Below are 12246 nucleotides of genomic sequence, written 5' to 3' on the forward strand. Positions count from 1 at the left end.
TCCGGCCGTCTCCACCGTGTCGTCCCCCCGCAGGGAGCGCCCGTGCACGCGCACCGCAAGACCGCCCTCGGCGGCGCAGTCGTCGTGGCTCTGGCAGCCACTGTCCTCGCCGGCTGCGAACGCGGCGCCTCGACCGGCGCCGCACCCTGGTCGCCGGGTCCGGCGAAGACCGGCTGTCCCGCCGTCCTGGCCCGGGCCCGGGCGGCCGTGGTACGGGCCGAGCAGCCGCACACCGTGTGGGACGGCCCCACCAGCGGCCCCCGGGCGGTCTTCGGCAAACGCCTGGTCTATGTCGCGCAGACCATGACCAATCCCGGTGTCGCGGGCGCCGCGCAGGGCGTCCGGCAAGCCGCGAAGACCCTCGGCTGGTCCGTCCGGGTGATCGACGGTCAGGGCACCCCCGCCGGGATCCAGGCGGCCTTCAGCCAGGCCATCGCCCTCCGGCCCGCGGGCATCGTCATCGGCGGCTTCGACCCGCGTCTGACGTCGCGGCAGGTCGCGACGGCCAACGCGGCGCACCTCCCGCTGGTCGGCTGGCACGCGGTCGACGCCCCCGGCCCGAGCAAGGACCCCGACCTCTTCAGCAACATCACCACCAACGTCCAGGACGTCGCGAAGATCAGCGCGGACTGGATCATCACGCGCTCCCGGGGGCACGCGGGAGTCGTCGTGTTCACCGATGCCTCGATCCCGTTCGCCAGGAACAAGTCCGAACTGATCAAGAAACAGCTCGCCACCTGCTCCGGCGTGCAACTCCTGGAGGAGGAGAACATCCCGCTCCCGGACACCAGCAGCCGCACACCCCAGGAGGTCTCCGCACTCCTCTCCCGCTTCGGGGACCGCTGGACCCACTCCGTCGCCATCAACGATGTGTACTTCGCCGATGCCGCCCCGGCCCTGCGCGCGGCAGGCAGGAAGGGCGGCGGCGCCCCCTTCAACATCGGTGCGGGCGACGGCGACCCGTCCGCCTTCCAGCGCATCAACAGCAGACAGTTCCAGGCGGCCACCGTTCCGGAGCCCTTCTCCCAGCAGGGCTGGCAGATCCTCGACGAGTTCAACCGCGCCTTCTCGGGCAGACCCGCCAGCGGTTATGTCGCCCCCGTGCACATCGCCACGGCCGGCAACAGCCGTGGGGCCACGACATGGGACCCGTCCGGCTATCGCGCGGCGTACCGGAAGATCTGGGGCAGGTAGGGCCCGGGCCCGGGTGAGCACGGCGTGAGTGCGCTGGATGCTCCCCGGTTCATGGTCCTGCCGGGCAGAGTGGGAACACCCGCCGCGAGCGCCCTCGTGCGCAAGTCCTCCGTCAGTTGACGGATGTAACGCCCCGCCGGGCCCCGTACGTTGGCACCGCCGCAGCAGGGGCCACAGCCAGGGACGGGGCGCTTCCTCCCCTGTCCGGGCGGCGTTGCCACGGCAAAAGGGCCGGTTGCCAACCGTCCCACAGGCAAGAACTGCCCAAGGAGAACCGAATAACCATGATCACCGAGCCGACCCCCTACAGACCGGTGCGACGCACGATGGCCGCATTTGCCGCGGTCGCCTTCGCCACCCTCGCCACGTCAGTGTCTCCGCTCACGACCGGAACGGCTCACGCGGACACCCCCGCCATGACCGGCCTGTCCCTGTCGCCTCGCCTGCCCCAGGGCGACGGTCTTGCGCCGTCATTGGATCTGGCGAAGGACTCGCCGGACTACGGGACCGAAATGGTCATCAACAAGTCGCCGATGGCGAATTGGAGCATCCTCCCCAACGGGGACGGGAGTTTCCTGATCCGCAATGACAAGACGCAGAAGTGCATCGACTTCAACACCGACAACGGCCACCTTGTCGAGCCGAGGTACTGCGACCAGAAAAACAGCAAGCAGAATTGGTACCTGCAGCCCTCGAACGGTGGTGACGGCTACTACCTGATCCGGAACGTCAACACCAATAAGTGCATGGATGTGTTCGGCGGAAGCAGTAACGACGGCACGACCGTGGGTATCCACGACTGCAACGGTGCCGGCAATCAGGAGTGGACCATCGGCCCGACGCCCGGCCCGGAGTACACCGGCCCCAGCCTCTCGGACCTGGCCACCGCGTACGCCCTGAAGCAGTGCAGCAACGGTGCCGGCACCGTCAAGTCGTGCGATTACGAGGTCACCGGCGACAGCGTGGCTTCCGTGGGGAACCTGAAGCGGGTCAGCTCCAACGTGTGGAACAACAGCACCGACCCCGGGGACCGGACCATCACCTGGACCCAGACCACGTCCCAGACCAATACGGTGGGCACCTCCCTCACCGTCACCAGCGAGGTCGGGGTCAACGTCGAATTCGTCACGGCCAAGGTCAGTACGGCGCTCACCGCACGCTACGAGCACTCCTGGACCCAGACCGACGCCGTGAGCGACGCGAACAAGATATCCGTGAAGCCGGGCAACTACAGCTGGGCGATGCGCGGCCAGCTGATGAAGACCGTGACGGGCAAGTGGACGTTCACCAATGATCTCGGTGACACCTGGTCCGGCGACGGCACCGCCACCGTCCCCGCCAAGGACGGCACCGACAGTCTCAGCAGCAACCTGGTGCTGTGCACGAGCGACAGCCCCGCTCGTGAGTGCGTCGACAACCGGTGACCGGTGACCGGTGCACTCCCCGCGTGATCCGAGTGCACTCCGCCGCGTGATCTGACGGCACGCCGTCGGACCGTTCCCCGGCCTCCGCGAACGGAGCCGGGGAACCACGCGTCGAGCGCCGAGGGGTCAGTCCTGCGGAGGTGACCAGCCGGACTTCTGCCGGCGGGTCACCTCCGCGGCGATTTCGACCCGCGAGGTCATCGCCAGCTTTCTGAGGATGCCGGACACATGGGTGCTGACGGTGCTTCGGGCGATGGACAGCCGAGCCGCGATCTCGGGATTGGAACACCCTTCGGCCACGTGCTCCGCCACCAGGCGTTCGGTGTGGGTGAGGGCTTCCCAGCCGTCGCGAAAGCCGGTCCGGGTCCTGTGTGAGCCCCGGCGGACGGCGACCGCACGCAGCCGGGACGTCGCCTGGGCCACGTCCCAGACCGCGCCCAGCTGCGTGAACGTGTCCAGTGCCTGATCGAGCAGGACGCGGGCATCGTCCAACCGTCCTCTACGGGCCAGCATTTCCGCCGCATCGGTCAAGGTGTGTGCCGCATTGAGCGGCCGCGGAGCGTTGCGGTAGCAGCGGACCGCTTCCATGAGCAGATCCGGGTCCCCGCTCAGCAGACCTTCACAGCGGTAGGCGTCACCGAGGTGGTAGAGGCCGCCGCTGTGGTCGGCGCGCCGTTGCGCGGCGGCGGCGTATCGCTGTGCGTTCGCATGGTCTCCCCGGGCCAGGGCGAGGCGGACCAGATCAGGTGTCAGGAAACTGAGGATCAGCTGGCCCGGCAGATGGCCGACGCCGCTGTCGAACGCCTCGGCGAGTCGGGAGTAGGCGCGCCGGGCATCGCCCTGGGCCTCGTCCAGAAGGACGCCGGCGCACAACGGCAGGTACTCGTAGAAGGCAGCGACCGTCGAGTTGTCGCCCTCGGGCAGCAGAGCGGTCAGATGTGCTTCGGCGAGGGGGCGCCTGCCTCTGTGCACGGCGATCAATGCCGCCAGCGCCCGCAGCGCCCGGCTCAGCGCGTCCTGGCCTCCGCAGTCGAGACCTGAGGTGATCTCCGCCAGCGCATCGTCCCAGCGCCCCGTGTGAAACGCGAGGAGCGCGCAGGACAGGTGGTACCAGGGCAGAAACATCCCTGCGGTCTGCTCCGCCGGGATGCGTATGGCGGCGAGGGTCCGCTGGGCGTCGTGCCCGAGATCGAGATCGACGTAGTAGTTCACCAGGGCGAGTTGCAGCCCCATCCACTGCGCCGGGTGCATGGTCTCGGGCGTGAGGCGGGACGCCTGCCGCGCAAGTGCCACCGCTTCGGCGTCAGGCGTTTCGAGGAACCGCTTGGCTGCCAGTACATGCAGGGCGCCGGCCAGGGCGTGGCTGTCGCCGGCCTGGTCAGCGGCGCGCCGGACACGTGAGGCGACCGCGCCGGCTTCGGTGATGTCGCCCAGTGCGAAGAGACATACCGCGCCGAAAGCCTGGAGCCGGACCGCCTCGACCGCCGGTACGTCCGGGCTCCGGCATCCGGCCCGCGTCTCCGCCAGCGCCAGGTCAGGCCGGCCACGGGCGAACGCGGCCTGGATGACGATCCAGCGCATCAGGCATTCCCACCCGGGGTCGGGCGCCTTGGCCAGGGCGCAGCGGGCACTCTCCTCCGCCTCGGCGAGGAGACCGCAGGAAAGCTGCGCAAGGGCGTGGTGCAGACGGAGGCCGGCGTACCCGGCATCCGTGGGGTCGCCGAGTTCCAGCGCCGTGGTGAGCAGCCGCAGAGCCATGGCGGGCGCCCGCGTGGTGAGCCGTGCCGCGGATCCTTCCAGCCACGTGATCAGGAAGTCCGGGCTCGGCAGCCCGTTCAGGAGGTGCTCGGCAACGCGTTCGGGAGCTGCCCCGGCCCCGGCCAGACACTGCGCCGCTCTCATGTGCAGCATGGCCCGGACCGACCCCGGCACGGCGTCGTACAAGGCGTGCCGGATGAGCTCATGCCGGAAGCGCAGGTGTTGGCCGGTGTCCCTCAGCACCCCGGCTGCCTCGGCCTCCGCCATGACGGCCAGCAGGTCGCGTAGCGGAAGGTCCACCACCGCTGCGAGTTCGGCGGTGGTGCAACTGGCGCCCAGTACGGAGGCGACGCGCAGCACCTGCAGCACCTCGTCGCGCAGGTAGCGAAGCCGGTGCGTCACCAGCGTGGTCAGCGACGGCAGCGTGCAGCCGGCGGCGACGTCCGCCGTGGCCGCACCGGTCTCGATGGCCTGCTCGCGCCTCAGCGCGGCGATCAACTCGGTGAGGTACAGCGGGTTGCCGGCGGCTCCCTCGGCCATGCGGCGCAGTCGCGGACCGGCCGGCCGGCCGCACAGGTCCGCCAGCAGAGCCGCCACGGCCTCCGTATCGAGGGGAGCCAGCTCCAGCAGGGTGCGATTGCCGGCGATCGGGCTCCGTGACAGCTGGTCGACTTCCCCGACTCCGGACACGGGCCGGTGAGCACCCACCACCAGAAGCGGCAATTGATGCACCGAACGCACCAGTTTGTGCAACACCGCCACGCTTGCCGAGTCTGCCCACTGGAGGTCGTCGAGGAACAGCGCCAGCGGCCCCTGTGCGCACAAGTCCTCGACCAGCCCGACGATCGCCTCGATCGTCGCGGCATACGCCCCTGCCGTCTCGCTCTTGGCGCCCGGCAGACCGTAGCGGGCATCGCCACGCAGCACGTCGGCGACCCGGGCACGCCGGGCATCCGAGGGAGACTCCTCCAGCCCCAAGCAGCTTGACATGAAGGCGAACGGACAGGCCTGCTCCCGCTCCTGGGCACCCCCCTGCAGCACCCGCAGGCCACTGCGCCCCGCGGCCGCCGCAGCCCGCTCGAGCACCGCGGTCTTCCCGACACCGGCCTCCCCCACGACGAACGCGGCCCGCCCCTCGCCCGCGAGCGTGGACTCCACCAGCCTGGACAACTCCGCCAACTCAGCCGCACGCCCCACAAGCCAACCTTCGAATGAAGCCATCACTTCGCCCCCAAGCCATGCAATGCCAGGTGCTTCTTAGCACATGTCTTGGATGTGCGTATTGAACGACCGTCACCCGGACAAGTCCGCTCGTCGATCAAGGCAACCGTGGAACCCGGGCGTATGCGGGAGGGGGCGGTGGTTCGCGGGAATCCGCGGCACGGGCCGCGTGGCGAGGACACTGCTCCGAGCCGGGGGCCGATACTCGCTCAATGCGGCCGTGCAGGCGCATGGAGCCAGGTGGGAAGCGTGACGGAGGAGGAGTTCCCGGTGGAGCTGAATCTGACGGACAAGGTCGCCGTGGTCACCGGAGGCAGCAAGGGCATCGGCCTGGCCGTCACCGAAGCACTCGGCCGTGAGGGTGCGCGCGTGGTGGTGGGCAGCCGCACCGAGACCACCGAGCTGGCGGCTCTGCGCAAGCGGTACGACGTCACCTTCCACCCCGTCGATCTGGCCGACGCCGATGGCGCCGACACCCTGGCCCGGGCGGCAGCGGACCGACACGGCCGGATCGACGTGCTGGTCAACAACGTCGGTGCCACCACCCCGCGCGCCGGCTTCCTCGACGTCGATGACGCAGCCTGGCTGCACGCCCTCACCATGACATTCCTGAGCGCGGTGCGCGCCAGCCGTGCGTCGTTGCCCCACCTGCTGGCCCACGGCGAGGGCGCGATCGTCACCATCAGCTCGGTCAACGCCCGGCTGCCGTTCCCCATGGTGGTGGACTATTCAGCGGCCAAAGCCGCCCTGAGCAACCTCACCAAAGCTCTGTCGGAGGAGTTCGCTCCCCGGGGTGTCCGGGTCAACGCCATCGCCCCCGGCCCTGTCCGCACCCCGTTCTGGACCGCCCCCGGCGCCTTCGCCGACACCGTCGCGGCCCGTTCAGGCGGCACGGCGCAAGAGGCCCTGGACCAGGTCGTGCCCCAGCAGATGGGCATCTCCACCGGACGCATCACCGAACCCCAGGAGGTGGCCGACCTCGCGGTCTTCCTGGCCTCCCCGCGCGCCGGCAACATCACCGGTGCCGAATTCGTCATCGACGGCGGCCAGATCAAGACCACCTGACACACGGCGCGGCGCGCCTCCGGTACACAGGACTTCTTCCTGTCGGTCCCGGTCGGGCGGCGCCGGACGGCAGGGTGTACGGGCCCTGGCCGGCGCCGTCGGCCGTGATGGCACCGGACCGCTACTCGAAGCGCGCGGGGTCGCCGGCACCGCGGCGTACGATCTCCAGACCGTCACCGGAGAAGTCGATGACGGTGGTCGGCTCGGTGCCGCAGTCACCCGAGTCGATCACTGCGTCCACCACGTGGTCGAGCCGTTCCTTGATCTCCCACCCCTGCGTCATCGGCTCTTCCTCGTCGGGCAGCAGCAGGGTGCTGGAGAGCAGCGGCTCACCCAGCTCCGCGAGCAGGGCCTGGGTGACCACATGGTCCGGGATCCGGACTCCGACGGTCTTCTTCTTGGGGTGCATCAGCTGGCGCGGCACCTCCTTCGTCGCGGGCAGGATGAAGGTGTAGCTGCCGGGTGTCGCCGCCTTGACCGCGCGGAACACATCGTTGTCGACGTGCACGAACTGGCCCAGCTGCGCAAAGTTCTGGCACACCAGGGTGAAGTGGTGACGATCGTCGAGGTTGCGGATCGACCGGATCCGGTCGATGCCGTCGCGGCTGCCCAGCTGGCATCCCAGCGCGAAACAGGAGTCCGTCGGATACGCGATGAGCGCACCGGAGCGGATGCTCTCGGCCACGGTGCTGATGGTGCGCCGCTGGGGATTGTCGGGGTGCACATCGAAGTATTTCGCCATCCATCGAGCCTACGGGATGCGGCCTCCGGTGCTCGGGTGGCAGGAGCGGCGGGCTCGGCCGGCCCTGGAGGCACCGGCCGAACCCGCTGGTCCACAAGCGGCTGGAGGGGGTTACGGCGCCATCTCGTACGCCCCGGCCAGTGCCTCGACACGCTCCCAGACGCGCGTCGAGCGGGCCTCGTCGACGACCGGCCGCCGGACCGCGCCGAGCGCCCACTCCTGCTGCGCCGCGGTGGCCGAATCCTTGCCGTGCAGTTCGACGGCGTGCGCGGAGAAGTCGCGGACGAGGACGGCGAACAGCTCGTCGAGGACATCGGCGTCGAGGCCGGTCAGGCGCGCCTGCTCCAGGATCAGCTGGCCGTGCACGACCAGCGCGAACAGCTGGCCGACGGCGAGCAGGAGGTCGAGGTCACGGCTCTGGTCCTCGCCGGGGGCGGCGGTGGTGACGAACTCGCACAGGGCGTCCGCCTGCTCCCGGAAGCGGGCGACGTTGGACACCTCGGCGTAGGCGTCGAAGGCGGCGCGCCAGTCGTGGAAGCGGACGGAGCCCAGGCCGCGGGCCGGTCCCTGCCGGAAGAGGAACGCGTCGTCGGCCGCGTCGAGGCGGGTGGGCACCTCGTCGTACTCGGCCGGGTTCAGCAGGTGGTTGCCCATGAACTTGAGGATCAGGGCGAGGTTGACGTGGACCGTGCCCTCCAGCTTCGGCAGGCCGCGGATCTCGGTGGCGGCCTGGGCGAAGTAGGTGTCCTTCTCGAAGCCCTTGGCCGCGATGACGTCCCACATCAGGTCGATGACCTTCTCGCCCTCGGTGGTCACCTTCATCTTCGTCATCGGGTTGAAGAGGAGGTAGCGGCGGTCGTCGGGTCCGGCGGAGCGGAAGTAGTCGACGGCGCGGTCGCTGAACAGCTTCATTCCGACGAGGCGGACATAGGCGTCGGTCAGCTCGCGGCGCACGTGCGGGAAGGCGGTGACGGGACGGCCGTAGAGGATGCGGTTCTGTGCATGGGTGACGGCCTCGTACATCGCGTGCTCGCAGATGCCGATCGCACCGGTGCAGAGGTTGAACTTGCCGACGTTGACGGTGTTGAGGGCGGCGTCGAAGGCGGCCCGGCCGGTGTGCAGGATGTCGTCCGGGCCGACCGGGTAGTCGTCGAGGCGGAACTCGCTGACGTACTTGGAGGAGTCGACGACGTTCTTCACGAGGTGGTAGGCGGGGTGGCGGCTGTCGGCGGCGAAGAAGACATAGCCGTCCGGGCCCTCGATGTCGGTGCGGCGGCCGAAGACGGAGACGAGTCCGGCGGCGTTGCCGTTGCCGATGTAGTACTTGGAGCCGCCGGCACGGAAGCCGCCGTCACCGTCGGGCTCCAGCAGCATGTCCGTGGAGTAGATGTCGGCGCCGTGGGCCTTCTCGGACAGGGCGAAGGCGAACACCTCGCCCTGGGCGAGGAGTTCGGCCGCGCGCGCACGCACGGTGGCGTTGTCGCTCTGCCAGACCGGGCCGAGCCCGAGGATGGTGACCTGCCAGGCGTACCAGTAGTCGAGCCCGTAGAAGCCGAATATCTCGTTGAGGGCGGCGATCCGGGCGGTGTCCCAGCGCTTGTCGGGCTGCCCGTCGGCGGCGGAGGCCGGGGTGAGGAAGGTCGCGAACAGCCCTTCCTTCGCGGAGAACTCAAGGAACTCCGCCAGCCAGGCGCGGGAGCGGTAGTCCTCGATCAGCTTGCGCTTGCCGCGGTCCTCGAACCAGGCGACGGTGGCACGCAGCAGCCTGCGGGTCTCGGGGTCGAAGTGCGCCGGGTCGTAGGTGCGGGGGTTGAACAGCAGCTGGTCGGCCATGGATGGTCGCCTTTCCTGATCGGGTTGCGGGTGGTGGCGGGAAGCTTCAGGGGCGTGCCGGAGGTCGGCGGGGCGGTGGACGGCTGGGCGGTGGACGGCTGGGCGGGTGGTACGCCGGCGCCGGTTCAGCGCCCGGGGCCGCCTCTGTCGAGTCCGGCGAGTCGGTGGAGGGTGGCGAGCACGTCGTCGAGCCAGGCGAGGGTCATCCGCTCGTAGGCGATGCCGCCGCGCAGCACGACATGCTGGAGTTCTTGCCCGGCGTCGGGCGTGGCGGGGGCTTCGGGACCGGTGAAGTCCCGCCGCTCCCCCGCGAGATAGTGCGCGAGCCGGTCGGTGTGCGCCTGGTGGTGGCGCTCGACCTCACGGATCAGCGCGGCCGGGTCGTCGAACGCCGCGCCGCGGATCTTCACGGCGAGGTCGTGCCGGACGCTCTCGGGTTCGATCGGCTCGTGGAGCCACCCGGAGAGCGCGGCCCGGCCCGGGGCGGCGACGGAGTACTCCTTCTTGTCCGGCCGGGCCTGCTGCGGCACCTCGCGGACATCGACCCAGCCGTCGCTCTCCATGCGCTTGAGGACACGGTAGATCTGCTGGTGGGTGGCGGTCCAGAAGTATCCGATGGACCGGTCGAACCGCCGGGCCAGCTCATAGCCGGAGCCCGGCTTCTCCAGCAGGGAGACGAGGATCGCGTGGTCGAGCGCCATGCCCCGAATCCTTCTATGCAACTTGTTGCATAGACAAGTGGGCACCGCCCGGGTGAGACGCGGCTCACCCCGTGCACCCGTGCGCGGGCATGCGGCGGGGCCCGCCGGCGGAATGCGCCGACGGGCCCCGGGAAGTCGCTCAGCAGGCGACGTCGAGGACGTGAATCCCGGACACCAGAGTGCCTTCGAGCTTGTAACAGTGGTTCTTGTCGGCCTCGTTGATGTACAGGGGCTTGGAGCCGCCCGTCCAGTAGACGGTGACCGTGACCCCGGTCGCTTCGGCGGGGAAGTACCCCTTCCAGCTGGTCCCGATCGGCCGGTCGTGCTGGCAGTAGTTCTTGCTCGCTATGCCCGCCGGGCCTTTCCACTCGTAGCAGGTGTCGATGAGAGACCCGGCGTTGTGCTCGAACGCGATGTAGTTGTCCGAGGCGGCAACGGCGGACGGCGCGGACAGTACCGCGCCGGCCAGCGCCAGTCCGAGTGCCGCGGCACCACAGGTCAGGGAACGCTTTCTGCTTCGCATACGGGAATGCGCCTCTCGCTTCACTGATCCGGACATGCTCTAACAGGTCTTTTCGGCGATCTTCGGGTCGAAGGTGTAACCGCTCAGCTCGTAGCAGTGGCCGCGCTTGAGGTCCGTGATCTGCGGCGTCACATTGCCGCCCCCGATCTGGGCCGCCACCTTCACTTCGAGCTGGACGCCCTGGGCGTCGGCGGGGATTTCCACCCGCCAGTCGGTGCCCTTGGGCTTCGCGTAGTCGCACGAATCCGAGGTCGACGAGCCCTGCCAGTGGTAGCAGGTGTCGACCAGGAACCAGCCGTTGTTGGTGAACCCGATGTAATTGCCCGAGCCCGCCGCGGCGGCCGACGGTGCCGTCATGACGGCTCCGGCCAGCGCGAGCCCCAGGGCGGCGGCACCATACGCCGCCGACTTCTTGATTTTCCGCACGGAGTGCTCCTTCAGGGAGGGTTGACGAGGGGGGGACCGGCGGCTCAGCTGCCGTTCATCAGCTTTCCGCCGTCACACGAGACCTCGTCGGTGTCCGCCCGGGCCGCCGCACTGAGGGGTATTTCGGTGCGCAGACCCGTGATCTTCGCGCCGCCGAACTCGCCGCCCTGGATCCGCACATCGGAGACGCGCTGCTCCATGTCGTGGCCCAGCTTCAGCATCCCCTTCCGCCCCGGCTTGATGGTGATCCGGACGTCACCGCTCTTCGACTCGGCATTGGTCTCGCTGTACTGCGCGGATGCCCCCACTCCCAGCCTGTCCTTGACGAGGGTGATATCGACGTTGACGCCGACGTTCCAGCCCCAGGTGAAGGTCTTGCTTCCGCTGAGCGTCTGGTTTATTTCCCCCTGCCCTCCGCTGCAGTTCTGAATGGGACCCACGCCCATGACGGTGTTCTCCACGTCGAACCACTTCGTGACGTTCTTGGACTCCACGGTCGTCGCCGAGCAGGACACACCGCTGCTGTTGCACTGGTCCATGGCACGCTTGACTTCGTCAGCGGAGTTCACCTGGTAGCCGTTGTCATAGGTGACGGAGGGGCTGCCTTCCTGCAGCCACGTGTTCGTGTGGCCGTTGATGTCGGTGGAATCGGCGGCCGATGCCGTGGGCGCCGTCAGGGCAAGCGCGACGGTGACGGCACCGAGGGCAATACCGATGCGGGATGCGGATGTGGAGATCAACGTTTTCCTCGCTCTGTGGGTGGGGTGACCCGGGGCAGTGGAACCCGGTTCACGGGAGAGCGCGACGGCAGCACTCCCGCGATTACTGCGTTCAGCAGCCGATTTCCGTGAGCTTGGGCCGGTCGACGAGACCCGTGATTTCGAAGCAGTGGTTCTTGCTGGTGTCGAATACCGCGGCACTGTCTCTCGTGGCGTAGTCCACGATGCTGGTGCTGAGATCGATCTTTGCGCCGGTCGCCCCGTCGGGGAAATACGCCTGCCAGGTGGTGTTCACACTCCGCATGTTGTGGCAGTAATCCTTTCCCTCGACATCACGCCACTTGTAGCAGGTGTTGGCGAGAATGCCGGCGTGATTGGTGATCTGAATGTAGTGACTCGAATCCGCTTGGGCGGCGGGGGCGGTGAGTACCGCCGACAGGCTTGCGGCGCCCGCCGCGAGAAGACCGAATACGGCCCGATGGTTGAACCTCACGGTTGCCACTCCCTCTTGAACTCTCCTGCGACATCGGAAGAATGCGACGTCGTGAGATCTGAGTAAGTCATGAGGAGACGGCCGAATCAATTGGTTCGGGCTAAGACTTCGGTACCCGGAGAAAGGGACCGGGGGTAACCACGAGAA

At 68.7% G+C, this 12246-nt stretch carries 11 protein-coding genes; 3 read left to right on the top strand and 8 right to left on the bottom strand.

Going from position 1 to position 12246, the window contains the following annotated elements; all coding sequences use genetic code 11:
• The first annotated feature begins 42 nt into the window (after positions 1-42).
• Entirely contained in the window at positions 43-1194 is a 1152-nt protein-coding gene (locus OHS81_RS03120) for a substrate-binding domain-containing protein (protein WP_328382197.1), read from the top strand.
• A 284-nt stretch (positions 1195-1478) separates the two neighbouring features.
• On the top strand, positions 1479-2618 hold the full coding sequence (locus OHS81_RS03125; RefSeq protein ID WP_328382198.1) for an RICIN domain-containing protein: 1140 nt from the start codon (positions 1479-1481) through the stop codon (positions 2616-2618).
• 126 nt (positions 2619-2744) lie between these two features.
• Here OHS81_RS03125 and OHS81_RS03130 read toward each other — a convergent pair whose 3' ends face one another.
• Positions 2745-5573 carry a helix-turn-helix transcriptional regulator gene (locus OHS81_RS03130; protein WP_328382200.1) on the bottom strand — a complete coding sequence of 943 codons (2829 nt, stop codon included), beginning with the start codon at positions 5571-5573 and terminating at the stop codon, positions 2745-2747.
• A 294-nt stretch (positions 5574-5867) separates the two neighbouring features.
• Between OHS81_RS03130 and OHS81_RS03135 the strand changes: the two genes are divergently transcribed.
• Positions 5868-6662 carry an oxidoreductase gene (locus tag OHS81_RS03135; protein WP_328390869.1) on the top strand — a complete coding sequence of 265 codons (795 nt, stop codon included), beginning with the start codon at positions 5868-5870 and terminating at the stop codon, positions 6660-6662.
• Positions 6663-6783: 121 nt separating this feature from the next.
• On the opposite strand, the gene OHS81_RS03140 is transcribed toward OHS81_RS03135, so the two are convergent.
• The 7 genes from OHS81_RS03140 to OHS81_RS03170 form a co-directional block, all read right to left on the bottom strand.
• Positions 6784-7404: an L-threonylcarbamoyladenylate synthase gene (locus OHS81_RS03140; RefSeq protein ID WP_328382202.1), complete on the bottom strand. Its 621-nt coding sequence runs from the start codon at positions 7402-7404 to the stop codon at positions 6784-6786.
• Positions 7405-7515: 111 nt separating this feature from the next.
• A complete protein-coding gene (locus OHS81_RS03145) occupies positions 7516-9237 on the bottom strand; it encodes an acyl-CoA dehydrogenase family protein (protein ID WP_328382204.1) in 1722 nt (573 codons plus the stop codon).
• A gap of 125 nt (positions 9238-9362) precedes the next feature.
• Positions 9363-9938 carry a PadR family transcriptional regulator gene (locus OHS81_RS03150; RefSeq protein ID WP_328382206.1) on the bottom strand — a complete coding sequence of 192 codons (576 nt, stop codon included), beginning with the start codon at positions 9936-9938 and terminating at the stop codon, positions 9363-9365.
• Between the two features lie 139 nt (positions 9939-10077).
• Complete coding sequence (locus tag OHS81_RS03155; protein WP_328382207.1) at positions 10078-10461, bottom strand: hypothetical protein; 384 nt, start codon at positions 10459-10461, stop codon at positions 10078-10080.
• A gap of 39 nt (positions 10462-10500) precedes the next feature.
• Positions 10501-10887 (bottom strand): hypothetical protein, encoded by a 387-nt coding sequence (locus OHS81_RS03160; RefSeq protein ID WP_328382208.1) that lies wholly within the window; start codon positions 10885-10887, stop codon positions 10501-10503.
• Positions 10888-10931: 44 nt separating this feature from the next.
• Entirely contained in the window at positions 10932-11627 is a 696-nt protein-coding gene (locus OHS81_RS03165; protein WP_328382210.1) for a hypothetical protein, read from the bottom strand.
• 91 nt (positions 11628-11718) lie between these two features.
• Positions 11719-12099 carry a hypothetical protein gene (locus OHS81_RS03170; RefSeq protein WP_328382212.1) on the bottom strand — a complete coding sequence of 127 codons (381 nt, stop codon included), beginning with the start codon at positions 12097-12099 and terminating at the stop codon, positions 11719-11721.
• Positions 12100-12246: the final 147 nt, after the last annotated feature.

The sequence above is a fragment of the Streptomyces sp. NBC_00400 genome (assembly GCF_036048035.1).
GTDB lineage: Bacteria > Actinomycetota > Actinomycetes > Streptomycetales > Streptomycetaceae > Streptomyces.

Coding starts and splice junctions, on each gene's coding strand:
- OHS81_RS03145 (WP_328382204.1), bottom strand. CDS start 9,237: ATGGCCGACCAGCTGCTGTTCAACCCCCGCACCTACGACCCGGCGCAC.
- OHS81_RS03125 (WP_328382198.1), top strand. CDS start 1,479: ATGATCACCGAGCCGACCCCCTACAGACCGGTGCGACGCACGATGGCC.
- OHS81_RS03155 (WP_328382207.1), bottom strand. CDS start 10,461: ATGCGAAGCAGAAAGCGTTCCCTGACCTGTGGTGCCGCGGCACTCGGA.
- OHS81_RS03140 (WP_328382202.1), bottom strand. CDS start 7,404: ATGGCGAAATACTTCGATGTGCACCCCGACAATCCCCAGCGGCGCACC.
- OHS81_RS03150 (WP_328382206.1), bottom strand. CDS start 9,938: ATGGCGCTCGACCACGCGATCCTCGTCTCCCTGCTGGAGAAGCCGGGC.